General features: G+C 72.3%; 22 protein-coding genes and 1 pseudogene. 15 read left to right on the forward strand and 8 right to left on the reverse strand.

What is annotated here, in order from left to right; all coding sequences use genetic code 11:
• Positions 1-39: 39 nt before the first annotated feature.
• The 4 genes from ACFYNL_RS01885 to ACFYNL_RS01900 all read left to right on the forward strand — a co-directional run bounded on the left by ACFYNL_RS01885 (position 40) and on the right by ACFYNL_RS01900 (position 3,290).
• Positions 40-453 carry a TlpA family protein disulfide reductase gene (locus ACFYNL_RS01885; RefSeq protein WP_388797231.1) on the forward strand — a complete coding sequence of 138 codons (414 nt, stop codon included), beginning with the start codon at positions 40-42 and terminating at the stop codon, positions 451-453.
• A gap of 260 nt (positions 454-713) precedes the next feature.
• Positions 714-1,223, forward strand: coding sequence for a flavin reductase family protein (locus ACFYNL_RS01890; protein WP_388794861.1), 510 nt, complete (start codon positions 714-716; stop codon positions 1,221-1,223).
• A 242-nt stretch (positions 1,224-1,465) separates the two neighbouring features.
• A complete protein-coding gene (locus ACFYNL_RS01895; protein WP_388794864.1) occupies positions 1,466-2,254 on the forward strand; it encodes an electron transfer flavoprotein subunit beta/FixA family protein in 789 nt (262 codons plus the stop codon).
• A 73-nt stretch (positions 2,255-2,327) separates the two neighbouring features.
• Positions 2,328-3,290: an electron transfer flavoprotein subunit alpha/FixB family protein gene (locus tag ACFYNL_RS01900; protein ID WP_388794867.1), complete on the forward strand. Its 963-nt coding sequence runs from the start codon at positions 2,328-2,330 to the stop codon at positions 3,288-3,290.
• A 58-nt stretch (positions 3,291-3,348) separates the two neighbouring features.
• Here ACFYNL_RS01900 and ACFYNL_RS01905 read toward each other — a convergent pair whose 3' ends face one another.
• A complete protein-coding gene (locus ACFYNL_RS01905) occupies positions 3,349-4,257 on the reverse strand; it encodes an endonuclease/exonuclease/phosphatase family protein (RefSeq protein WP_388794870.1) in 909 nt (302 codons plus the stop codon).
• A 205-nt stretch (positions 4,258-4,462) separates the two neighbouring features.
• Here ACFYNL_RS01905 and ACFYNL_RS01910 point away from each other — a divergent pair, with 205 nt between their 5' ends.
• Entirely contained in the window at positions 4,463-5,767 is a 1,305-nt protein-coding gene (locus ACFYNL_RS01910; protein WP_388794873.1) for a DUF6986 family protein, read from the forward strand.
• Positions 5,768-5,863: 96 nt separating this feature from the next.
• Positions 5,864-8,023 (forward strand): protein kinase, encoded by a 2,160-nt coding sequence (locus ACFYNL_RS01915; protein ID WP_388794876.1) that lies wholly within the window; start codon positions 5,864-5,866, stop codon positions 8,021-8,023.
• Here ACFYNL_RS01915 and ACFYNL_RS01920 read toward each other — a convergent pair.
• A pseudogene (locus tag ACFYNL_RS01920) lies at positions 7,969-8,810 on the reverse strand (hypothetical protein). The gene ACFYNL_RS01915 and the pseudogene ACFYNL_RS01920 sit on opposite strands and share 55 nt — an antisense overlap.
• A 7-nt stretch (positions 8,811-8,817) precedes the next feature.
• Positions 8,818-9,909 carry a LacI family DNA-binding transcriptional regulator gene (locus tag ACFYNL_RS01925; protein WP_388794879.1) on the reverse strand — a complete coding sequence of 364 codons (1,092 nt, stop codon included), beginning with the start codon at positions 9,907-9,909 and terminating at the stop codon, positions 8,818-8,820.
• Between the two features lie 186 nt (positions 9,910-10,095).
• On the opposite strand from ACFYNL_RS01925, the gene ACFYNL_RS01930 reads away from it, so the two are divergent.
• The 4 genes from ACFYNL_RS01930 (at position 10,096) to ACFYNL_RS01945 (ending at position 13,833) form a co-directional block, all read left to right on the forward strand.
• Complete coding sequence (locus ACFYNL_RS01930) at positions 10,096-11,043, forward strand: ROK family protein (RefSeq protein ID WP_388794882.1); 948 nt, start codon at positions 10,096-10,098, stop codon at positions 11,041-11,043.
• Between the two features lie 283 nt (positions 11,044-11,326).
• Entirely contained in the window at positions 11,327-12,334 is a 1,008-nt protein-coding gene (locus tag ACFYNL_RS01935; protein WP_388794885.1) for a TIGR01777 family oxidoreductase, read from the forward strand.
• Between the two features lie 30 nt (positions 12,335-12,364).
• The gene (locus ACFYNL_RS01940; RefSeq protein WP_388797363.1) at positions 12,365-12,646 is read left to right on the forward strand and encodes a hypothetical protein; all 282 of its coding nucleotides are present in this window, start codon (positions 12,365-12,367) and stop codon (positions 12,644-12,646) included.
• A 146-nt stretch (positions 12,647-12,792) separates the two neighbouring features.
• Positions 12,793-13,833, forward strand: a complete 1,041-nt coding sequence (locus ACFYNL_RS01945; protein ID WP_388794888.1) for an NUDIX domain-containing protein — start codon at positions 12,793-12,795, stop codon at positions 13,831-13,833.
• Positions 13,834-14,364: 531 nt separating this feature from the next.
• On the opposite strand, the gene ACFYNL_RS01950 is transcribed toward ACFYNL_RS01945, so the two are convergent.
• Complete coding sequence (locus ACFYNL_RS01950; RefSeq protein WP_388794891.1) at positions 14,365-15,720, reverse strand: dipeptidase; 1,356 nt, start codon at positions 15,718-15,720, stop codon at positions 14,365-14,367.
• A 133-nt stretch (positions 15,721-15,853) separates the two neighbouring features.
• Between ACFYNL_RS01950 and ACFYNL_RS01955 the strand changes: the two genes are divergently transcribed.
• Positions 15,854-17,092, forward strand: coding sequence for a geranylgeranyl reductase family protein (locus ACFYNL_RS01955; RefSeq protein WP_388794894.1), 1,239 nt, complete (start codon positions 15,854-15,856; stop codon positions 17,090-17,092).
• A 33-nt stretch (positions 17,093-17,125) separates the two neighbouring features.
• On the opposite strand, the gene ACFYNL_RS01960 is transcribed toward ACFYNL_RS01955, so the two are convergent.
• A complete protein-coding gene (locus ACFYNL_RS01960; RefSeq protein WP_388794897.1) occupies positions 17,126-17,575 on the reverse strand; it encodes a nitroreductase/quinone reductase family protein in 450 nt (149 codons plus the stop codon).
• Between the two features lie 128 nt (positions 17,576-17,703).
• On the opposite strand from ACFYNL_RS01960, the gene ACFYNL_RS01965 reads away from it, so the two are divergent.
• The 3 genes from ACFYNL_RS01965 to ACFYNL_RS01975 all read left to right on the forward strand — a co-directional run bounded on the left by ACFYNL_RS01965 (position 17,704) and on the right by ACFYNL_RS01975 (position 20,439).
• Entirely contained in the window at positions 17,704-18,423 is a 720-nt protein-coding gene (locus ACFYNL_RS01965) for a TetR/AcrR family transcriptional regulator (RefSeq protein WP_388794900.1), read from the forward strand.
• A gap of 94 nt (positions 18,424-18,517) precedes the next feature.
• Positions 18,518-19,777 carry a sensor histidine kinase gene (locus ACFYNL_RS01970; protein ID WP_388794903.1) on the forward strand — a complete coding sequence of 420 codons (1,260 nt, stop codon included), beginning with the start codon at positions 18,518-18,520 and terminating at the stop codon, positions 19,775-19,777.
• Positions 19,774-20,439: a response regulator gene (locus ACFYNL_RS01975; RefSeq protein WP_388794906.1), complete on the forward strand. Its 666-nt coding sequence runs from the start codon at positions 19,774-19,776 to the stop codon at positions 20,437-20,439. The genes ACFYNL_RS01970 and ACFYNL_RS01975 overlap by 4 nt, the downstream gene beginning before the upstream one ends.
• Here ACFYNL_RS01975 and ACFYNL_RS01980 read toward each other — a convergent pair.
• Entirely contained in the window at positions 20,400-20,684 is a 285-nt protein-coding gene (locus ACFYNL_RS01980) for a DUF6332 family protein (RefSeq protein WP_388794909.1), read from the reverse strand. The genes ACFYNL_RS01975 and ACFYNL_RS01980 overlap by 40 nt on opposite strands.
• Positions 20,685-20,871: 187 nt before the next feature.
• Positions 20,872-22,368: an MFS transporter gene (locus ACFYNL_RS01985; protein WP_388794911.1), complete on the reverse strand. Its 1,497-nt coding sequence runs from the start codon at positions 22,366-22,368 to the stop codon at positions 20,872-20,874.
• Positions 22,369-22,453: 85 nt separating this feature from the next.
• Here ACFYNL_RS01985 and ACFYNL_RS01990 point away from each other — a divergent pair, with 85 nt between their 5' ends.
• The gene (locus tag ACFYNL_RS01990) at positions 22,454-22,831 is read left to right on the forward strand and encodes a MarR family winged helix-turn-helix transcriptional regulator (protein ID WP_388794914.1); all 378 of its coding nucleotides are present in this window, start codon (positions 22,454-22,456) and stop codon (positions 22,829-22,831) included.
• 37 nt (positions 22,832-22,868) lie between these two features.
• On the opposite strand, the gene ACFYNL_RS01995 is transcribed toward ACFYNL_RS01990, so the two are convergent.
• The gene (locus ACFYNL_RS01995; RefSeq protein WP_388794917.1) at positions 22,869-23,609 is read right to left on the reverse strand and encodes a maleylpyruvate isomerase family mycothiol-dependent enzyme; all 741 of its coding nucleotides are present in this window, start codon (positions 23,607-23,609) and stop codon (positions 22,869-22,871) included.
• Positions 23,610-23,760 lie beyond the last annotated feature (151 nt).

Genomic DNA, 23,760 nt, shown 5'->3' on the forward strand with positions numbered 1-23,760 from the left:
CGGGAATCTTTGCGGTCTCGTGAACGCTTGGGCAGGGTGATGACCGGACTGGTGGTGTGCGTGGTGGTGCTCGCGGCGGCGAGCGCCTACGGAGTGCTGCAGCGGCGGCGGAGCGGGAGAGTGCGGGTGCGCGGGCGGGACGACGGCAAGCGGCTCGGTGCGGCCGAGTTGGGCGAGGAACTGGGTGAGCGCGCCACGCTCGTGCAGTTCTCCAGCGCCTTCTGCGCTCCGTGCCGAGCCACCAGACGAGTGCTCGGCGAGGTGGCCGGCATGGTTCCGGGCGTGACCCATGTCGAGCTCGACGCCGAGGACAACCTGGAGCTCGTACGCCGCCTCGACATCCTCAAGACCCCGACCGTGCTGGTGCTCGACGCCGCCGGAAACGTCGTACGGCGGGCCACCGGTCAGCCGCGCAAGGCGGACGTGATCGCCGCGCTGGGGGAAGCGGTCTGAGGAAGCGGGAAGGGGGAAGCGGGCGGTGGAAGCCGTCGGAGGGCGCGGGGCGCGGGACGGAACGGCAGGGTGAGTCATCTCCCACATTCCGGAACCAACTTGACTGCGCGCGCCACCTATCGTCAGCCTGACCGCATGCCTGAGGAACTCCTTCTCTTCGGACGGGCCCACGTCGACCTGGCCCGCACCGCGAGCGCGCGCTGTCCGGGCTGGTGAACCGCCCCCGGTCCGCACGCCTCCCCTCGCAGAAGGACAACTCCATGACGGCCACGTCCGGCCTCGGCACTCCTCGGCTCGCCTCTCCCGACCTGCTCCGCTCCGTCTTCCGGCGCCATGCCGCCGGAGTGGCCGTCATCACCGCCCGCGGCGCGTCGGGCCCCGTCGGCTTCACCGCCACCTCCCTCACGTCGGTCTCCGCCGAGCCTCCGATGCTGTCCTTCGGGATCGGCACCGGTGCCTCCAGCTGGCCGGCGGTGGCGGGGGCGGACCACGTAGGCGTCCACATACTGGGCGAGCATCAGCAGGAGCTCGCCGCCACCTTCGCCCGCAGCGGAGCCGACCGCTTCGGCCCGCCCACCGCCTGGCGGGAGGGCCCCGAGGGGGTCCCCTTGCTCGACGACGTCCTCGCCTGGATGGTCTGCCGGGTCGTGGGCCGGGTGCCGGCGGGCGATCACCGCATCGTGCTGGCGGAGGTCGTGCTCGGCGATCCCAGCGGCCCCGGGCGACCGCTCGTGTATCACCAGGGCAGGTTCAACGGTCTGCGTGACTGAGGTCACTGGGGCGATGTGACCGATCCGCCCCCGCGACGTTCTGCGGAGCCGTCCGAATCCGATTACGCTGCGTTGCAAAGGTCACAGTTCAAAGCGCTTGCTTAGCGGGAATGAACTGGGTGTACTGACGAGTAATATTTCGCTCGGAGCGCGGGTCGCCCCGATCGGGATCGGCCGCTTGGGGCGCCTATGCTGCCTGCAAGTAGGCAGCAGAGAAATGTCGACGCAGTAGGAGAGCCGGCGTGAGCTTGAGGATCGTTGTCACTGTGAAGTACGTGCCCGACGCCACTGGCGACCGGCACTTCGCCGATGACCTGACCGTCGACCGGGACGACGTGGACGGTCTGCTCTCCGAGCTCGACGAGTACGCGGTCGAGCAGGCGCTGCAGATCTCCGAGAACTCCGACGACGACGTGGAGATCACCGTCCTGACGGTGGGCCCGGAGGACGCCAAGGACGCGCTGCGCAAGGCGCTGTCGATGGGCGCCGACAAGGCGATCCACGTCGAGGACGACGACCTGCACGGCACCGACGCCATCGGCACCTCCCTGGTGCTGGCCAAGGCGATCGAGAAGGCCGGCTACGACCTCGTGATCTCCGGCATGGCCTCCACCGACGGCACCATGGGCGTCGTACCGGCCCTGCTCGCGGAGCGTCTGGGCGTCCCGCAGGTCACGCTGCTGTCCGAGGTCTCCGTCGAGGACGGCACGGTCAAGGGCCGCCGGGACGGCGACGCCGCCTCCGAGCAGCTCGAGGCCTCGCTGCCGGCCGTCGTGTCGGTCACCGACCAGTCGGGTGAGGCGCGCTACCCGTCCTTCAAGGGCATCATGGCCGCCAAGAAGAAGCCGGTGGAGTCCTGGGACCTGTCCGACCTGGACATCGAGGCCGAGGAGGTCGGCCTGGAGGGTGCCTACACCGTGGTGGACGCCGCGGCCGAGCGTCCGGCCCGCACCGCCGGCACGATCGTCAAGGACGAGGGCGAGGGCGGCAAGCAGCTCGCCGAGTACCTCGCGAGCCAGAAGTTCATCTAAGGGTCCCTGGCCCGCCTGAGGCTCACCAACCCTTCCGCCCCTCAGACTTCGCAATCCGCAGGAGAGCAATCCCATGGCTGAAGTTCTCGTCTACGTCGACCACGTGGACGGTGCCGTCCGCAAGCCCACCCTGGAGCTGCTGACCCTGGCCCGCCGCGTCGGCGAGCCGGTCGCCGTCGCGCTGGGCAACGGCGCCGGTGACACCGCCGCCACCCTCGCCGAGCACGGCGCGGTCAAGGTGCTGACCCACGACGCCTCCGAGTACGCCGAGTACCTGGTCGTGCCGAAGGTCGACGCCCTGCAGGCCGCCGTCGAGGCCGTCTCCCCGGCCGCCGTCCTCGTCCCCTCCTCCGCGGAGGGCAAGGAGATCGCCGCCCGTCTGGCGCTGCGTCTGGGCTCCGGCATCATCACCGACGCCGTCGACCTGGAGGCCGGCGACGAGGGCCCGGTGGCCACCCAGTCGGTGTTCGCCGCGTCCTTCACCACCAAGTCCCGTGTCTCCAAGGGCACCCCGGTCATCACGGTCAAGCCGAACTCGGCCGCCGTGGAGGCCGCTCCGGCCGCCGGTGCGGTCGAGGCCCTGTCCGTGTCCTTCTCCGCGCAGGCCACCGGCACCAAGATCACCGGTCGTACGCCGCGTGAGTCGACGGGCCGCCCGGAGCTGACCGAGGCCGCGATCGTGGTCTCCGGTGGCCGCGGTGTCAACGGCGCGGAGAACTTCGCGATCATCGAGGCCCTCGCCGACTCCCTCGGCGCGGCCGTCGGCGCCTCGCGTGCCGCGGTGGACGCGGGCTGGTACCCGCACACCAACCAGGTCGGCCAGACCGGTAAGTCGGTCTCGCCGCAGCTGTACATCGCCTCCGGCATCTCCGGTGCGATCCAGCACCGCGCCGGTATGCAGACCTCGAAGACGATCGTGGCGATCAACAAGGACGCCGAGGCCCCGATCTTCGACCTGGTCGACTACGGCGTCGTCGGCGACCTCTTCGACGTCGTCCCCGCCCTCACCGAGGAGATCAAGGCCCGCAAGGGCTGATCCCCAGCAGGCACCGCGAGGCCCCCATGACCGGTCGTACGGTCATGGGGGCCTCGTGTCATCCCAGGCCCAGCAACGCCTGCACGGGCAGGTGGTCGCTCGGGAACTGGCCATGGACGGAGAACGTGTTGATCGTCGCCCGGTGCGCCGTGACGTCGGGCGAGGTGAGGATCCAGTCGATGCGGTCGCCGTTCGGGGTCAGCGGCTTGTAACCGTGGAAGGTCGCGTACAGCGCGCCGCGCTCGCGAGCCGTGTCCCAGGTGTCGACCAGCCCGGCGCCGAGCAGTGTGTCGTACACCGGGTCGCGGTGGGCGGCGACGTTGAAGTCCCCGGTCACCACGACCGGCAGCGAGCGGTCGAACCCGGCGATCCGCTCGGCGACGAGCGCGGCGCTGCGTTCGCGGGCGTACCGGCTCACATGGTCGAAGTGGGTGTTGACGGCGTAGAACTCCCGTCCGCTGTCGGCCAGATCGCGGAAGCGGACCCATGTGACCATGCGCGCGAAGGCCGCCCCCCAGGTGTTGGAGCCGATCGTCTCCGGGGTGTCGGACAGCCAGAAGTGGTCGTACTCGGTCGGGCGCAGCCGGCGGGCGTCGTAGAAGATCGCCATGGACTCGTCGCGGCTGCCGTGCAGCCGGCCGGTGCCCACCCAGTCGTAGCGCGGGCCGAGGTCGGAGTCGATGTCGAGCAGCTGGGAGAAGACGCCCTCCTGGGTGCCGATGACGTGCGGGGCCTCCTCGCGCAGCAGGTCGCGCATCACCGGTCTGCGCACGGTCCAGCTGTGGGGTTCGACGGTGCTCGCGAAGCGCAGGTTGAAGGACATGACCCGCAGGTGCCGACGGGGCGGAGGCTCGCCCGCCGAGGCGGTCGACGAGGGCAGTGCTGTACTGGAGAGAGGCGCGGTGGCCGCGGCGGCCAGCGCGGCTTTCAGGCCCAGGCGGCGCGTGACACGGCTGTGGTTCGGCACGAGGGCTCCTTCGGTGGGAACTGCCGGACGAGTCGTGCGGGGCGTGCGTATGGAAGGGTGATACCGCGCCACGAGGTGGGCGTGAACATGGCGAGATGGCGGAGTGACTCCTCGTGGACATGGTGTTGACCAGCCGGAAGGTCCCCGGATAACTTCATTCTACGGATTGTTGATTCCGCATGGCGGAAAACTGGAGGGTGTGGGAATGGGTCAGGGCCAGCAGGAGAAGGTGGCGACGAGCCTCGCGGGAGCGGTCAGCGAGGAGATCAGCGCCTCCCTCGCGCCGGTCGACGCCGAGCTGGCGCGCCGTTACCCCGGAGACCCCGGCACCCGGCAGCCCGTCCACACGGTGTACGTCCCCGGCGACGTCTTCGCCGCCGACACCATCCGCTCCTGGGGCGACCAGGCACTCGCCGCGCTCGACGAACACGCCCCGGACGCCGCCTCCTTCGCGGCCGTCCTCGGGCTCTCCGACGAACTCGCCGAACCCGTGTACGCGCGTGTGCGGGCCAAGCTGGAGCGCGAACCCGTCGAGGACCTGCGCGTCGACTTCGAGGACGGCTACGGCTCCCGCCCGGACGCGGAGGAGGACGAGGCCGCCGCCCGCGCGGCCCGGCTGATCGCCGAGGCGTACGCCGGGGGCGCCGCGGCGCCGTACATGGGCATCCGCATGAAGTGCATGGAGGCGCCCGTGCGCGAGCGGGGCATCCGCACCCTCGACATCTTCCTCACCGGCCTGATGGAGGCCGGCGGCCTGCCCGACGGGCTGGTGCTCACCCTGCCCAAGGTGACGTATCCCGAGCAGGTCACCGCGATGGTGCGGCTCCTGGAGGAGTTCGAGAAGGCGCGCGGGCTCGAACCCGGCCGGATCGGCTTCGAGATCCAGATCGAGACCAGCCAGTCCATCCTCGCCGCCGACGGCACCGCCACTGTCGCCCGGATGATCCAGGCCGCCGAGGGCCGCGCCACCGGCCTGCACTACGGCACCTTCGACTACAGCGCCTGCCTCGGCGTCTCCGCCGCCTACCAGGCCAGCGACCACCCCGCCGCCGACCATGCCAAGGCGATCATGCAGGTCGCGGCGGCGGGCACCGGCGTACGCGTCTCGGACGGCTCGACCAACGTCCTGCCGGTCGGCCCCACCGGGAAGGTCCACGACGCCTGGCGGCTGCACTACGGCCTCACCCGCCGCGCCCTGGCCCGCGCCTACTACCAGGGCTGGGACATGCACCCCGGCCACATCCCGACCCGGTACGCGGCCGTCTTCGCCTTCTACCGTGAAGGTTTCGAGCAGGCCGCGGCCCGCCTCGCCCGGTACGCCAACCGGACCGGCGGCGACGTCATGGACGAGCCCGCCACCGCCAAGGCCCTCAGCGGCTACCTGCTGCGCGGCCTGGACTGCGGCGCCCTCGACATCGCCGAGGTCGCCCGGCTCAGCGGCCTGACCCGGGCCGACCTGGAGGGCTACGCCTCGCCGCGGCGCGGCGACCTGACGGTCTCCGCCACGTAGCGGGCAGATCACGGCCGCCTTCCCGTGGCTGGTGCTGTCACTCCTGCCCCGTAGTCTGTACGGCACGCAATGACGTGTCACAGGAACGGGGCAGCGGTGTCTTCGGGGGAGAACGGACGGGCGGACGAGGCCGGTCGGTTGCTGGCCGGGCGCTATCGCGTGCAGGCGCAACTGGGGCGCGGCGGCATGGGCGTGGTCTGGCGGGCCGTCGACGAGGTCCTGGGGCGCGAGGTCGCCGTCAAGGAACTGCGGACCTACTCGGACGCCGACGGGCCCGAACTCGCCGATCTGCGGCTGCGGATGCAGCGCGAGGCCCGTGCGGCGGCCCGGGTCAAGCATCCGGGCGTGGTGGCCGTGCACGACGTCGCCGAGGTCGACGGACGCCCGCTGATCGTCATGGAACTGGTCGACGGCCCGTCCCTGGAGGCGGTGCTGCGCGAGCGCGGCACCCTCGACGCGCACGAGGCGGCCGCGATCGGCGCCAAGGTCATGGACGCCCTGGCCGCCGCGCACCGGGCCGGAGTCCTGCACCGGGATGTCAAGCCCGGCAACATCCTGCTGGAGCACACCGGTCGCGTCGTACTGACCGACTTCGGCATCGCCACCATGGACGACCCCGGCGACGGCTCGGCCACCCACCTCACCCGCACCGGCCATCTCGTCGGTTCGCTCGACTACATGGCGCCCGAACGTGCTCAGGGTGCCGACCCCGGTCCCTCCTCGGACGTCTGGGCGCTGGGTGCCACGCTCTACGCCGCGGTGGAGGGCTCCGCGCCCTTCCGCCGTACGTCGACGTTCTCCACGCTCACCGCGATCGTCAGCGAACCGCTGCCGGAGCCCCGCCGGGCCGGGCCGCTCACGCCCGTCCTGCGGCGGCTGATGGACAAGCGGTCCGAATCCCGTCCGGAGGCCGACGAAGCCAGGGCGCTCCTGCAGGCGGTGGCGGACTCCGGCGGCACGGACTCGGCGACGACCGCCCTGCGGGGGGCCGCGGACACCGGACCCGCGCGGGCGGAGACGGAACTCAGCGTGCCGTCGGCACCGCAGGGGACCGGGGCACCGGGTGCGGCGAGTCCGCACGGGCAGGGCTCCGGGAGCTTCGGGTCGACTCCGGGAGCGGTGGGCCGGCCCCACGGCGGGCAGGCGCAAGGCGGCCCGGCACAGGGCGCGCACGGAGCCCACGGTTTCGCGGCGTCGGGGTCGGGCGCACCCGAGGTGCCGGTGGGCACGCCGGGCATGCCGGGACCACAGGGCGCCGGCATGCCCGGACAGCCCACGGCACCTGGACATCCCACGCCTCCCGCGCAGGGAACGCCGCCGCAGGGCTTCGGCGCGGCCGGGCCGTCCGGTCCCACCACGCCCGCACACCACGCCCCCGGACAGCCGGCCGTGTCGCCGTACGGCAGCGCACCGCCCGTCGGCCAGGGGCAGCCGTCCGGCGGCGCGCCGGGCCGGCCGGATGGGGCCGCACCCGGCTTCGGCGGCCCCGTGGCGCCGTACCACGACCTGGGCGCCACCGGCCCCATGGTCACGTCCGCCGCACGCCCCTCCCGGCGCAGGGGCCGGGTCCTGCTCGCCGTCGCGGCCGTCACCGTCGTCCTCGCGGCGACCGGCGTCACGGTCGCCCTGCTGAGCAACCCCGGCGACACCGAGGCCAGGGCACAGGCCACGTCATCGGCAACGCCCTCCGGCGCCGCCGCCCCGGTGTCCGGCAGCCCCGGCGCCGACCGCTCGGGCGACTCGGGCCTGACCGAGAAGGACGACGCCGAGAAGTCCCCCGACGCGACCAGGAAGCCGAGCCGCACGACGCAGGCCGACCCCACCGGTCGGCCGGCGACCTCGTCCCCGACGAAGATCTCGGGCGGCGGCGGCACCGACGGCGGTACCACGGGCGGCGGTTCCGGCGACGGAGGTGCGACGGGCGGCGGCGGAACCACCGGCGGCGGCAGCGGAGGCGGTGCCACCACGCCGACCCCGTCCTGCCACTCCATCGGCGGCGGCAAGTACAACTGCCAGGTCTGGAGGACCTCCGACTCCTACACGGCGTCGGGCGCCAAGGTCGGCGTCCTCAACGCGGGCACCAACTACTTCTACTGCCAGCAGAACCTGGGCCGCCGTGAGACGTACGGCGAGTGGACCAACGTGTGGTGGGCGAAGACGGACGACGACAGCGGAAACACCGGCGTCTTCGTCAGCGACGTCTACATCGAGGGCGGCGACAACGACGAGCCGGTGCCCGGTCTCCCGGTCTGCTGACTCAGCCGCCCTGGACCCGCACGTACGGCTCAAGACCCGAGGTCGTCACCAGCTTCTCCTCCACGAACAGCCGGGTGCCGCGCTCACACAGGTCCACGTCACCGCGCGCCCGTGCGCAGAACTGCTCGGGGGTGACACCGAACAGCTCCCGCAACCGCGGTGAGCCCAGCAGGAGTTCGGTGAGCAGCGCCTGCTGGCCGGGGTGGGTGCGGGGCGCCTCGGAGCCGTTGTGGAGGACGCCGTGGCGGTTGACGTACGCGAAGGCGCCGGGGAGCGTGCTGCCGTCCGCCAACTCGATCCGCACCTCGGGCTGCGGAAGCCAGGCGCGACCGTAGTTGCCGTGCGGGGCGGGTACGCCCTCGCTCGTGTCGATGATCGCGAGCTGCTCGGGGTCGAGCCAGATGACGAACAGCTCCCGGATGGCGTCCGGCGCGTAAAACGGTGACGCGGACACGTAGCCCATGCGGCTCACGTGCGCGGAGACGCCCACGTCGATGCCGGTCACCCGGGTCTTCACCATGGGGATGGGGGTGCGGATCCCGAAGTGGTCCATCTTGTGCCGCAGTTGGCCGGGGCAGGCGTTGGAACCGACCGCGAGGATCGGCACGCGGTCGTCGTGGACCAGACGGTCGAGCGGCCGCAGCCGGTCACCGTCGAGGAGGCCGGAGTCCGCGGGCCAGGCGCCCGGGTAGAGCAGAGGATGTTCACGCGGCGCCTCGGCCAGCCCGAGTGCCGCCAGCGTACGGCCCTGTGAGGACTGCCGCGGCCTTCCCGTGCCGTCCGTCATGGTCCGCTCAGTCCGCCGGGGGCAGCTCGCCGGAGCCGCGGGTGATGAGCCGCGTGGGCAGTTCGATGCGCTCCGGGTCGACCAGGGTGCCGTCCAGCTGGCGGAAAAGGCGCTCGGCGGCGGTACGGCCGATCGCCGCCGCGTCCTGCGCGACGACAGTGACGCCGGGCTCCAGCAGGTCGGCGAGTTCGATGTCGTCGAAGCCGACGAGGGCGACCCGCCGGGCATGCTCCGCGAGGACGCGGATCACGGTGACCGTCACCCGGTTGTTGCCCGCGAAGACCGCGGTGACCGGGGACGGGCCGGACAGCATCTCCTCGGCCGCTCGGCGCACCCGCCCCGGGTCGGTGACGCCCAGGGACATCCAGGAGTCCTCCACCGGTATGCCCGCGTCGTCCATCGCGGCCCGGTAGCCGCGCAACCGCTCGGCGGCCGTGTGGATGCGGGGCATGTCGCCGATGAAGCCGATCCGGCGGTGGCCGTGGGCGATGAGATGGGCGACGCCGTCGCGTGCGCCTCCGAAGTTGTCGGACAGGACGCAGTCGGCGTCGATCCTCCCGGCCGGGCGGTCGACGAAGACGGTGGCGACGCCCGCCTTGAGCTCGGGCTCCAGGTACCGGTGGTCGTCACCGGCGGGGATGATCACCAGTCCGTCCACCCGCCGCGCGCACAGCGCCAGCGCCAGTTCCTGCTCGCGGTCCGGGTCCTCGGCGCTGGAGCCGTTGATGAGCAGGGCGCCGTGCGCCCGGGCGACCTCCTCGACCGCGCGACTCAGCGGGCCGTAGAAGGGGTCCGCGAGATCCTCCAGGACCAGGCCGATGCTCGCCGTACGGCCTTTGCGCAGCACCCGCGCGCTGTCGTTGCGGCGGAAGCCCAGCGCGTCGATGGCCTCCTGGACGCGCCGCTCCGTCTCCGGGGTGACCCCGGGCTCCCCGTTGACCACACGCGAGACGGTCTTCAGCCCGACTCCGGCACGCGCCGCGACGTCCTTCATGGTCGGACGATTGCCGTAGCGGGCCCCGGACACGCGGTCTGCGGGGCGGTCGGATCGGCGGATGGTCTCGGGCACGATGCGCTGTCCTGTCCTGTCGTCGTCCACGGGGATGCGTCGTCCATGGGTTTGTATGAGGATGTGGCGTCGAGCATAGGCCCTGGACAACGTTGTCAGATCCGGGAGACACTGTCCACCGCAATCTCCGGCCTGCGCCCCCACCGCGAGACCGGCGCGTCCAATTCCCGTGGTAGGCGGGGAGATCCGATTGGTTTACGGGGAGAACTGACACTGATGCACACCGACCTCGTGGCTGCGCTCGACATCGGCGGCACCAAGATCGCCGGAGCGCTGGTGGACGGTCACGGCACGATCGCGGTCCGGGCCCAGCGTGCGACGCCGGCGCGGGAGGACGGCGAGACGGTGATGCGGGCCGTCGAGGAGGTGATCGGGGAACTCGCCGGTTCACCGCTGTGGGGACGTGCCGCGGCCCTCGGTATCGGCAGCGCGGGACCGGTGGACGCCTCGGCGGGGACGGTCAGTCCGGTGAACGTGCCCGGGTGGCGCGACTATCCCCTGGTCCGGCGGGTCCGGGAGGCGGCCGGCGGCCTGCCCGTCGAGCTGATCGGCGACGGGGTGGCCATCACGGCTGCCGAGCACTGGCAGGGGGCCGCCCGGGGGCACGACAACGCTCTCTGCATGGTCGTCTCCACGGGGGTCGGGGGCGGACTCGTGCTCGACGGCCGACTGCACCCCGGCCCCACCGGCAACGCCGGTCACATCGGCCACATCAGCGTCGACCTGGACGGCGACTCCTGCCCCTGCGGCTCGCGCGGCTGCGTGGAACGCATCGCGAGCGGCCCCAACATCGCCAGGCGGGCACGGGAGAACGGCTGGCGGCCGGGTCCCGACGGGGACGCCTCCGCCGCCGCGGTGGCCGCCGCCGCGCGTGCGGGGGACCCGGTCGCCGTGGCCTCGTTCGAGCGGGCCGCGCGGGCGCTGGCCGCCGGGATCGCGGCCACCGCGACCCTCGTCGAGATCGACATCGCCGTCATCGGCGGAGGGGTCGGCAAGGCGGGTGACGTGCTCTTCACGCCGCTGCGCAAGGCGCTCCACGACTACGCCACCCTGTCCTTCGTACGGCGCCTGACGATCGCGCCCGCCCAGATGGGCACCGACGCCGGGCTGGTGGGGGCCGCCGCGGCCGCGCTCGCCGAGCGAGCGGACGCGGCCGCGGTCTGACGTCGGCAGGAACGTTCCCCCGGCCCTCGGCGTGCAGCGTGGCCGCCTCCGGCGTCGCCGCGGTCACCGGTATCGCCGGTGGTGACGCCGACGCTCGCTCGGGGCCGGGGCTCGGCGTGCGCCGGCGCGTGAATGGCGCGCGAATGGCGCGTGAATGGCGCGGCCTCACCGGCCTCCTCCCGTCCCCAGGCGGCACGGAGACGCCGTACGGCGATGCACGCCCAGTTTTTGAACACGTTCAACACCTGCGCTAGGCTCGTGCCCACACGAGATGGGGGAGTCGATGAAGATAGTGATCCCCGGGGGAACCGGGCAGGTGGGCACCGTCCTGAACCGCTCGCTGACCGCCGCCGGCCATGAGGTGGTGGTCCTGACCAGGCACCCCACGCGCGAGCGTGAAGTCCGCTGGGACGGCGAGACGCCGGGCCCGTGGACTGACGTGATCGACGGCAGCGACATCGTGATCAACCTGGCCGGGCGCAGCGTCAGCTGCCGGTACACCCCCGCCAACCTCCGGGCGATGATGGATTCCCGGGTGCGCTCCACACAGGTCGTCGGCGAGGCGATCGCCCGCGCCGCCCGGCCGCCGCGGGTCTGGCTGCAGATGAGCACGGCCACCGTCTACGCCCACCGCTTCGACGCGCCGAACGACGAGGCGACGGGCGTCATCGGCGGCGACGAGCCCGATGTGCCGGACTACTGGGCGTACAGCATCGAGATCGCCAAGGCGTGGGAGCGGGCGCAGGAGGAGGCCGACACGCCGTCCACCCGGAAGGTCGCCCTGCGCTCCGCGATGGTGATGAGCCCTGATCGCGGCGGGGTCTTCGACGTCCTGCTGGGGATGGTGCGGCTCGGTCTCGGTGGTCCCGTCGGGGGCGGCGCGCAGTACGTCTCCTGGATCCACGACCGTGACTTCGTCCGTGCGGTCGAGTTCCTGATCGACCGGAACGATATCGCCGGTCCGGTCAACCTCGCCGCTCCCGAACCCCTGCCGCAGCGGGCGTTCATGCGGGCCCTGCGCTCGGCCTGGGGCATGCCCCTGGCCCTGCCCGCGACGAAGTGGATGGCGCAGATCGGTGCCTTCGCGCTGCGCTCCGACACCGAGCTGCTGCTCAAGAGCCGACGTGTCGTCCCCGGCCGGCTGCTCGACGCGGGGTTCACCTTCGCGTACGACCGCTGGTCGGAGGCGGCCGAGGACCTCGCGCGGCGGGTGCGGACGCGAGGCTCCGACGGGAGCCGGTCCCGGCGCGATCGTCCGGTGCCGTCCCGACCGTCCGGAAACCGGGCGTGACTCCGGCTCCGTTTCTCAGTTGAATCGGTCATGAAGAAGCGCAGCATGCTCGCCATCGCGTCCCTGGCCACCGGATTCGTGGTCGCGGCCGTCACCCCGTCGCACGCCGACACCTCCCCTGCCGTGGGCCTCCCGGGCGCCAACCTTCCCGGCGCCGGACTGCCCGGGGCCGGCGGGGAGACCAAGCTCACCGGCGGTGAGACCAAGGTCGCCGGGGTGAACGTGGACCAGGCCCTGAACACATTCGGCAAGGCCATCAACCGCGAGACGGACCGGGCCGTGAACAACGCCCCCCACGGCAAGAAGCGCTGACGCGCCGGACCGAGACGTCACACGGCGCCGGTGCCCCCGCATGCACGGGGGCACCGGCGCCGTCGTCATGCGCCCTCTACTGGACGTGGTTTCCGTGGCAGGGTGGAGCGGGCAAGCCACAGGGGGCCAACAGAAGAGGGGGAAACGTGATCGTCTGGATCAACGGCGCGTTCGGTGCGGGGAAGACCACCACCGCACGCGAACTGATCGAGCTGATCCCGAACAGCACGCTCTTCGACCCCGAGGTCATCGGCGGAGCACTCACCCAGCTGCTCCCGCCCAAACGCCTCACCGAGGTCGGTGACTTCCAGGACCTGCCCATCTGGCGACGTCTCGTGATCGACACGGCGGCCGCGCTGCTCGCCGAGCTCGGCGGGACCCTCGTGGTGCCGATGACCTTGCTGCGCCAGGAGTACCGGGACGAGATCTTCGGCGGCCTCGCCGCGCGCCGCATCACCGTCCGGCACATCCTCCTCGCCCCGGCGGAAACGATCCTGCGTGAGCGAATAGCCGGGCGGGAGATTCCGCCCGACCTGTCCGACGGCGAGATACGGATCCGGCAGTGGTCCTACGACCACATAGAGCCGTACCGTGCCGCCCTCGCCTCCTGGCTCACCGCCGACGCGTATCCCGTGGACAACGGCGGGCTGAGCCCGTACGAGACCGCCGGCCGAATCGCCGAGGCCGTCGGCAGCGGCACGGTCCCCGTCTGCGACATCGTGCAGACGCCCGAGCCGACCGCCGAGACCGTCGCCTCGGGCGTCCTTCTCTTCGACGAGCAGGACCGGTTCCTGCTCGTCGACCCCACCTACAAGCCGGGCTGGGAGTTCCCCGGCGGTGTGGTCGAACCCGGCGAGGCGCCCGCGCGCGCGGGCATCCGCGAGGTCGCGGAGGAGACCGGGATACGGCTGGACGACGTACCGCGACTCCTCGTCGTCGACTGGGAGCGACCCCTGCCTCCCGGCTACGGAGGTCTGAGGCTGCTGTTCGACGGCGGTCGCCTCGACTCCGCCGAGGCCGAACGCCTCCTGCTGCCCGGACCCGAACTGCGCGACTGGCGCTTCGTCACCGAGGAGGAGGCCGCCGAACTGCTGCCGCCGGTGCGCTACGAGCGGCTGCGCTGGGCGCTGCGGGCGCGCGAACGTGGGGCGGCGCACTATCTGGAGGCGGGGGTCCCGACGCCCTGAGCGATGCTCCGCGGCGCCGCGTGCGGTGCGGCGGCCGCCTGCTCCCGTGCGCGCTCTCCGGTCGAACTCGCCCACGACGGCCGGGAGGGCGTGCACCGGCCGTGCACCGGGCGAGCGCGTCCGCATGCGGCCCGCGGGTTCCCTCGGGCCGCATGCGTCGGTCTCTGCGACCGCTGCCGCACCACGACGCATCCGGCGCACCGGCGGGCCGAGACCCCGGACGGCCGCGTGTTTCGGGAACAGCGCAAGGCTCGTGGACGCCGTGCAGGCCGTGGAGGAGGAAGGCGGCGGATCAACGACGTTCGTGGGGCCGGCGGGCGTCCCCCGGCCGCCGCCCGACGTCGCCGAGCCGGACCCGTGCCACGAGGACCCTGCTGCCTCCACCTCGACCAGCGCCGGTGTCCGACGGCCCGGCCGAGGCCGTGGACCCGCGACGCCGTGGTCGCTGTGGGGCGCCAGGCGTCGCGAGGTCTGTGGGGACGGTGAGGCGCAGCGGTGCGGGTCATCGGCCCGGTCTCACCGCGCGGCCTCTCAACTCGCCGCGTAGTTGCGCAGGAACAGCGCCTCGGCAACCGAAAGGCGCTCCAGCTCCTGCGGGGAGACGCTCTCGTTCACGGCGTGGATCTGTGCCTCCGGCTCGCTCAGGCCGATGAGGAGGATCTCCGCGTGCGGATAGAGCGCGGCGAGGGTGTTGCACAGGGGGATCGAGCCGCCCTGACCGGCGTACTGCATTTCCTGACCGGGGTAGGCCACCGCCATCGCGTCCGCCATCGCCTGGTAGGCCGGGCTGCTCGTGTCGGCGCGGAACGCCTGGCCCTGGCCGATCTGCTCGGTGCGCACCCGCGCGCCCCACGGTGTGTGCGTCTCCAGGTGGGCCTGGAGCAGCTTGGTCGCCTCGGCCGCGTCGACGCCCGGCGGTACACGCAGGCTGATCAGGGCACGCGCGCTCGCCTGCACGGAGGGGGTGGCGCCGACGACCGGCGGGCAGTCGATGCCGAGGACCGTGACGGCCGGGCGGGCCCAGATGCGGTCGGCGACCGTGCCGGAGCCGATCAGCTCGACCCCGTCCAGGACCTTGGCGTCCGTGCGGAACTGCTCCTCGTCGTACTGCAACCCCTGCCAGGACGACTCACCGGTCAGCCCGTCCACGGTCGTGGACCCGTCCTCGGCGCGCAGCGAGTCCAGTACGCGGATCAGGGCGGCGAGCGCGTCGGGCGCGGCCCCGCCGAACTGGCCCGAGTGGAGGTTGCCGCCCAGCGTGTCGATCTGCACCCGGACCAGGGTCATGCCGCGCAGGGTCGAGGTCACCGTCGGCAGACCGACGCGGAAGTTGCCCGCGTCGCCGATCACGATGGTGTCGGCCTCCAGCAGGTCGGGGTGCTCCTCGGCGTAGCGCTCCAGACCGCCCGTCCCCATCTCCTCGGAGCCTTCGGCGATCACCTTCACATGCACCGGCACACCGCCGTTCGCCTTCAGGGCGCGCAGCGCGAGCAGGTGCATGATCAGGCCGCCCTTGCAGTCGGCGGCACCCCGTCCGTACCAGCGGCCGTCGCGCTCGGTCAGCTCGAAGGGCGGAGTGCTCCAGCCGGCCTCGTCCAGCGGGGGCTGCACGTCGTAGTGGGCGTAGAGCAGGACCGTCTTCGCGCCCTCGGGGCCGGGCAGGTGGCCGTACACCGACTGCGTGCCGTCCGGGGTGTCGAGCAGGGCCACGTCCTCGAAGCCCTCGGCCGTGAGCGCGTCGGCGACCCAGCGTGCGGCGCCCTCGCTCTCGCTCTTGGGGAACTGGTCGAAGTCCGCCACCGACTTGAACGCCACCAGCTCGGTGAGCTCCGCCTTCGCCCGCGGCATCAGGGAGGCGACGGTCTCGGCGACCGGATTCGACGACATGGGCACGCTCCTTGTGGGTGCGACGTTGTACGTATGAGTGCTGTGATCCTCCCACAGCGGCCTGCGACGACGCCCGCCGTAGGATGCGGGGGACAGCAGCGGACGGCGGCTTGATCGGGAGCAGTAGACCATCGTGAGCAGCGAGAACTCTTCGGCGGACGACGCGCGGCAGGTGTGGGACGTCGTCGTGGTGGGCGCGGGACCCGCGGGCGCTTCGGCCGCCTACGCGGCAGCGGTCGCCGGGCGGCGCGTGCTGTTGCTGGAGAAAGCGGAGCTGCCACGCTACAAAACCTGCGGCGGCGGCATCATCGGGCCCTCGCGCGACTCCCTTCCGCCCGGCTTCGAACTGCCCTTGCGGGACCGGGTCCATGCGGTGACGTTCTCCAACAACGGCCGCTTCACCCGCACTCGCCGCTCCAAGCAGATGCTGTTCGGCCTGATCAACCGGCCCGAGTTCGACCAGCAGCTGGTCGAGCACGCGCAGAAGGCCGGCGCCGAGCTGCGTACGGGCGTCACCGTGCAGCGCGTCGAGCAGCACGGCTCTGCGGTGCCGGACCGGCGCAGCGTCGCCGTCGTCCTGCAGGGAGGCGAGACGCTGCTCGCGCGGGCCGTCGTCGGCGCGGACGGCAGCGCCAGCCGGATAGGAGCACATGTCGGGGTGAAGCTCGACCAGGTGGATCTCGGCCTGGAGGCGGAGATCCCCGTGCCGGAGACGGTCGCCGAGGACTGGAAGGGGCGGGTCCTCATCGACTGGGGGCCGATGCCCGGCAGTTACGGCTGGGTGTTCCCCAAGGGGGACACCCTCACGGTCGGGGTGATCTCGGCGCGTGGTGAAGGTGCCGCGACCAAGCGGTACTTGGAGGAGTTCATCGGGCGCCTGGGGCTCGCCGGGTTCGAACCGAGCATCTCCTCCGGCCACTTGACGCGCTGCCGCGCCGACGACTCGCCGCTCTCGCGCGGGCGTGTGCTGGTGTGCGGGGACGCGGCGGGCCTGCTGGAGCCGTGGACGCGTGAGGGGATCTCGTTCGCGCTGCGGTCGGGGCGGCTCGCGGGGGAGTGGGCGGTCAGGATCGCCGAGGCCCACGACGCGGTGGACACCCGGCGCCAGGCCCTGAACTACGCCTTCGCGATCAGGGCGGGCCTCGGCGTGGAGATGAGCGTCGGCAAGCGGATGCTGACGGTGTTCGAGCGACGCCCTGGCCTCTTCCACGCGGCGCTGACCGGTTTCCGGCCCGCCTGGAAGGCGTTCATGGACATCACCCGCGGCTCCACGTCGCTGGGCGAGCTCGTCCGCTCGCATCCCATGGCACAGCGCGCTCTGACCGCGCTGGACCGCCGCCCGGCGCCGGCGGGCGAGGAGGCCACCTCCTGAGCGGCCCGGGACAGGGCTCGACCGCCTTGCTGGTCACTTCCTGACGGTGATCCGGAAGACGGGGTGGTCCGGGGCGGCCGCGATGATCTCCTCGTCGGAGGACTTCGCGGTGACCCCTTGAAAGTACTGGTTGACCTCCCAGCCCCACTTCTCCAGGTAGGTCCGCAGGATCGGGAGCTTCTCCGCGTCGGGAAGCTCCACCGCGGAGAACTCACGCACCTTGCGCCCCACGCGCAGCTGTCCGCCGCCCGCGGCGCGCATGTTGCGCACCCACTGGGAATGACCGCGGGCGGAGACGAGGTAGCGCGTGCCCTCGTACGTGTGCGGGTTGACCGGGATGCGCTGCATCCTGCCGCTCTTGCGACCGCGCACGGACATCTCGGCCGTGCCCGCGAGGCTGAGCCCGTGCCGGGCCAGCCAGCCGATCACCCTGTTGAGGCGGACGTTCAGCGGGCTGCCCTTGAGGTAGTACGGCGATGACATGGTGACCCCCGGAGATTGGGAGAGCGGTGCTCTCGCTTGAGAGCAGTGTGCACGAGAGCGGCACTCCAAAGCAAGAGCAGTGCTCTCTTATGTGTGCACCGCTCTCGGTCTCGTGGCAGACTCGTCCCATGAGCAGCACCGCACAGGGCGCCCGCGCCCGCGCCCGGATGGAAGTCACCGCCGCCATCAAGGACGAGGCACGCAGACAACTCGCCGCCGAGGGAGCCGCGAAGCTGTCGTTGCGTGCCGTGGCCCGGGAGATCGGCATGGTCTCCTCCGCGCTCTACCGCTACTTCCCCAGCCGGGACGACCTGCTGACCGCCCTCATCATCGACGCCTACGACTCCGTCGGAGCCGACGCCGAGGCCGCGGATGCGAGGGCCGCCGACACCGGGCCCGCGCAGCGCTGGAGGGCGGTGGCCGAGGCGGTGCGGCAGTGGGCGCTGCGCCATCCGCACGAGTACGCGCTGATCTACGGCTCGCCGGTGCCCGGCTACAGCGCCCCCGACAGCACCGTGCCGGCCGCCTCCCGTGTCGGCCTCGTCCTCATCGGCATCCTCCGCGACGCCCACCGGGACCCCGGGCTCACCGAGCCGCCCCTGCCCGCCGAACTGCGCCCCGAGGCCGAACGGATGGCCGCCGACCTGGCACCCGACCTCCCGCCGGCGACGGTCGCGGCCCTCGTCGCCGCCTGGGCCGAACTCTTCGGGCTCGTCGGGTTCGAACTGTTCGGGCAGTTCAACCGGGTCGTGGAGGACCGGGAGGCATTCTTCCGCCACGCGGTGGCCAGGCTCGCGCACGGGGTCGGCCTGGGGTGCGCCGGAAGCGGCACGGCAGGGCGCACCTGACCCGTCCCGCGGGCCGCGTACTTCGCGGGGAGTACGTGTGATCACCACGCCCGGGTGACGCCGCCCGGCGGTCGTCGCGTCTAGCGTGGCGGACATGGGAGAGCAGCAGGAACGCCGGGCCGGCGGTGGGCCGACGTGGTGGCGGCAGGGGCCGTCGTGGTGGCACCGCCGGGACGACCAGGAGCGCGCGCCGCGGCTGCCCTGGCGCTCCACCGTGCTGCTCACGGTCTTCGTACTGGCCGGCTCGAACATCGCGGCCCAAGGGCAGCTGGACGACCGGGAGCACCTCGACCCCTTCGCGCGTGTGCTGCTGTTCGTCGCGTCCGGTCTGCTGCTGTGGCGCAAGCGGTACCCGGTGGCCGTCGTGTTCGGGACGACGCTGGCGGCCACGCTCTATCTGGGCGCCGGGTATCCGTACGGGCCGGTCTTCCTGGCCGTGGCCGTGGCCTGCTTCGACGCGGTCGTCGCCGGGCACCGCAGGGCCGCCTGGGCGGCCGTCGGGGTGTTCTGGGCCGGGCACGCCCTGGTCGCCCACTGGCTGTACGAGTGGCTGCCGCCGTCCGGTGACGCGGCGGCCTCCTGGACGCAGGAGGGCGTGATCGCCGCCTGGGTCGCGGCGATCCTGGCGGTGTCGGAACTGGCCAGGACCCGGCACGAGCAGTGGGCCAGGGAGCGGGCCGAGCGGGCGCGGGCCGCGCGGCGCCGGGCCGACGAGGAGCGGCTGCGGATCGCCCGCGAACTGCACGACGTCCTCGCGCACAGCATCAGCGTGATCAATGTGCAGGCGGGTGTGGGCCTCGCCCTCCTCGACTCCGACCCCGAGCAGGCGCGCACCGCACTCACCACCATCAAGGCCAAGAGCAAGGAGGCGCTCGGCGAGGTCCGCCAGGTCCTGGACACCCTGCGCACCCCCGGCGACGCGCCCCGCGCCCCCGCGCCCGGCCTGGACCGGCTGCCCGAGTTGGTGTCCCAGGCGGCGGGCGCCGGTCTCACCGTCGAGGTCGAGGGTGAGCCGCCCCGCCTCGCGCCCGCCACCGACCTCGCGGCCTTCCGGATCGTCCAGGAAGCCCTGACCAACGTCGTACGCCACTCGGGATCACGGCACGCGCGTGTGCGCCTCGATCACGGCGACGGGGCGACGCTACGGCTGCGTATCGACGACGACGGTCCCGCGACCGGAGCCGACGCGGGCGGCAGCGGCAACGGACTCGCCGGAATGCGGGAGCGGGCAGCGGCGCTGGGTGGCACGATCGAGGCGGGCCCGCGAGCCGACGGCGGGTTCCGGGTGCTCGCCGTCCTGCCGCTCAGGGCCGCCGTCGGCGCATCGGGTGACGCCCCCGAGGAGGACCGGTGATCCGGGTACTGCTGGCCGACGACCAGTCACTGGTGCGGGCCGGATTCCGGGCGCTGCTCGACGCGCAGCCCGACATCGAGGTGACCGGGGAGGCCGCGGACGGCGCGCAGGCGCTGCGCGCAGTGCGCGAACTGCGGCCCGACGTGGTCCTGATGGACATCCGCATGCCGGTCCTGGACGGACTCGCCGCCACCCGCCGGATCACCGAGGACAGCGCCCTGGAGGGCGTCAAGGTGGTCATGCTCACCACGTTCGAACTCGACGAGTACGTCTTCGAGGCCATCCGCTGCGGGGCCTCCGGCTTTCTGGTCAAGGACACCGAGCCCGACGAACTCCTGCGCGCCGTACGGGCGGTGGTGGAGGGCGACGCGCTGCTGTCGCCGGGGGTGACCCGACGGTTGATCGCCGAGTTCGCCGCCCGTTCCAAGGAACCCGCGGCCGCCGACGCCCTGACCCGACTCACCGAGCGCGAGCGGGAGGTGATGGCGCTGGTCGGCATCGGGCTGTCCAACGAGGAGATCGCCCGCCGCCTGGTGGTCAGCCCCCTCACCGCGAAGACCCACGTCAGCCGGACCATGGTGAAGCTGGGCGCCCGGGACCGGGCCCAACTGGTCGTCCTGGCCTACGAGTCCGGGTTGGTGCGGCCGGGCTGGCTGGGCTGAGAGCCGCGCCGGAAACGCAGCAGCACGCTCGCGACCCGAACGAAGAACAGCACGCTCGCCACCGTGGCGCCGGCGCCGACGAGGGCGTCGCGCACACCGTCCGGCAGGTCGAAGGCGAACGCCGGCCCGGCGACCGCCCCGAACAGCACCGCCGCCGCGAACGCCGCGCTGAACAGGGCGTACCCGATCTCGACGGTGATCGCGTCCCGCTCGGCCTGACCCCGCCGTCCCCCGTGGTTGTCCATCCCTTGAGTCAACAGGCCTGCGCCCGGCGGAGCAAGTGGCTCCGCCGGGCGCAGGGGAGGCGTCCCCCCCCGGACTCGTCCGTGCACGCCTGCCCGCCGCCTGCCGACCGGAAGGACGACGGGACCTCGCGGACACGGCCCAGGACCTGTCGTTCGGATCATGCCGACCCGATCCGATCGACGGACCCTAGTCGCGGACCGCCACGCGCTCCGCTTCCGCCTCCTTCAGGGTGGACTTGGCGACCACGACGCTCGGCTGCCGCCGGCGGCGGGTGCGCAGACCGGTGAGCGAGATCAGCAGGCCCGCCACGGCGATCACCGTGATGACGACGAGGGCGGGCAGATAGCTGTCGAGGACGGCCTGCGGGGATGCCGGCTCCTCGGGCGCGTTCGCGGTCAGCACCGCCGTCACCACGGCCAGGAAGAGCGCGCCGCCCACCTGGACCGAGGTGTTGAGCAGGCCGGAGACCATGCCCTGCTCGTGCTCGTCGACGCCGTTGGTGGCCTGGACGTTGAGCGAGGGGAAGGTCAGCGCGAAGGCCGAGCCGACCAGCAGCATGGTGGGCAGGATCACCGCCGCGTAGACCGGGTCGAGGTCGATGCGCAGGAAGAGGAGGTAGCCGGCGACCATCAGGGCGAAGCCGATCGCTATCAGCCGTGCCGTGCCGAACCGGTCGATGACGGCACCGACCTTCGTCGCCGACAGCGCCACGAGCGCGCCCGCCGGAAGGAAGGCCAGCGCGGTGTGCAGCGCCGACCAGCCGAGCAGCTGCTGCATGTACAGCGTGACCAGGAACTGGAAGCCGATGTAGCTGCCGACGAAGGTCAACGCGCCCAGCTGGGCCCGCACCTGCGCCCCGGAGCGCAGCACGCCGAGCCGGATCAGCGGGCTCGGGCTGCGCCGCTCGACGGCCACGAACGCGGCCAGCAGCACGGCGACGGCGGCGAAGGACAGGATCGTGCGGGCCGAGCCCCAGCCGACCTCGGGCGCCTCGACGACGGTGAACACGAGCAGCAGCATCGAGGCGGTACCGAGCACGGCACCGGGGATGTCGTAGCCGCCGTCCGACCGCTCGCGTTCGCTGCGCGGCAGCAGCTTCAGGCCCACGACGAGTGCGATCAGCGCGACGGGAGCCGGAAGCAGCATGGTCAGGCGCCAACTGGCCTCCGTGAGCAGGCCGGAGAAGACGAGTCCCATCGAGTAGCCGGTGGCACCGCATGTCGTGTAGATGGCCAGCGCCCGGTTGCGTACCGGGCCCTCGGCGAAGGTCGTGGTGATGATGGACAGGCCGGCGGGCGCCGTGAAGGCGGCGGCCAGGCCCTTGACGAACCGGCTGGCGATCAGCAGCGGCCCCGAGTCGACGAGCCCGCCGAGCAGGGAGGCGAACGCGAAGACGGCCAGGGCCACCAGGAACACCTGGCGCCGGCCCAGCAGGTCGGCGGTGCGTCCGCCGAGGAGGAGCAGGCCGCCGTAGCCCAGGATGTAGCCGCTGACGATCCATTGCAGCGTCGAGGTGGACAGGCCCAGATCGGCGCCGATGGACGGCAGGGCGACGCCGACCATCGACACGTCCAGCGCGTCCAGGAACATCGCGGCGCAGAGCACCAGCAGGGTGCCCCACAGTCGGGGAGTCCAGCGGACCTCGGACGAGGGGGCCGCGGGATGGGTGAGCGGAGAGGTCATGCCGAGGACACTACATGCACGTGCATGAGATGCAAATGCATTTAATTCTGAAGCAACAAAGTTTGTTTTCTGCTACGTTGCGCCCATGGCGGCGAAGAAGGCCGAACAGGCGCTCGTGGAACAGTGGCGGGACATCCTGGCGCTGCATGCGCGCACCCAGTGCGAACTCGACCGCGCACTGCACCGACACGGCCTGTGCGGCAGCGACTTCGAGGTGCTGGACGTGCTGGCCGGGGGCTCGTGCGCGTACCGCGTCCAGGAGATCTCCGAGCGCGTCCATCTGAGTCAGAGCGCGCTGTCGCGGCTGATCGCCCGACTGGAGAAGGACGGCCTCGTCGAGCGCGGTATGTGCCCGGAGGACCGTCGGGGCGTGAAGGTGGCGCTCACGGTGAAGGGGCGCGCGCTGCACGGCGAGGTGCTGCCGGTGCAGCGCGCGGTGTTGGCGAGGATGCTGGCGAACTGAGCCGCACGGCAGCGGAGTCCGGCTCCGGGCGCCCGCGTCAGCTCCAGGTCACGGCCGAGTTCTCCCGCCACAGGGCGGCGATCGACGGGTCGCCGGACACGTGGGGGAAGGGCAGCCGGTTCCACAGCGACAGGTACAGCTGGGAGACGGGCCCGGTGATCTCGCAGTCGGCCCGGCCGCTTCCGCCCCGCTCGGCCACGGGCGGCTCCTGCGACAGCCGTACGGTCCACACGGCGCCGTCGGCGTCCGTCGCCCGCACCCGCAACACCCGTGGCTCGGCGCTGCGGACGCGGCTCTTGGGCCGGGCGTGGAAGGCGCGCAGCAACTCGTCGACGCCGTCCGTCGCGAAGCCGGCGTCGATCTCGCTCGTCGTCCCACCACGCGCCGTCTCCGCGTCGAAGCGGTGCACGGTCGTCTCGTGCGCCTGCCTGCGGGCCCAGAAGGCGAGCGGCGACGGGGCGGGCAGGAAGTGCCAGCACCGCACGTCGGCGGGGGCGTCGGCGAGCGTGCCGACCAGATGGCGGTGCCCCTGCCGGAACCAGGTGAGCAACTCGGCCCCGTCGAGGTCGGGCAGCCCGCCATCGGGCTGGTAGGAGGTGTGGCCCTCGGCGACGAACGCGGCGGCCCACCGGTGCACCATCCCCGTGTGCCGCAGCAGGTCCCGCACCTGCCACTCGGGGCAGGTCGGCACCTTGGCCTCCACCCCGGCCTCCTCGGCGGCCGCGGCCAGCAGCAGGCCCTCACGATCCAGGGTTCGAACGAAGTCGGCAGTCTCCATGCGGAGAGTGTGCCCGACGCGGCTCGGGGTCGCGGGCGTGGGCCCGAGTGCCCACGGGGCCAACGGTTCAGGGCCGGCGCCCGCACAGGCAGAACTCGTCGCCCGCCACGTCGGCCAGGACCGTCGGCTCCTCCTCAGGATCGGTGATGCC

The sequence above is a fragment of the Streptomyces sp. NPDC007808 genome (genome assembly GCF_042868655.1).
Taxonomy (GTDB): domain Bacteria; phylum Actinomycetota; class Actinomycetes; order Streptomycetales; family Streptomycetaceae; genus Streptomyces.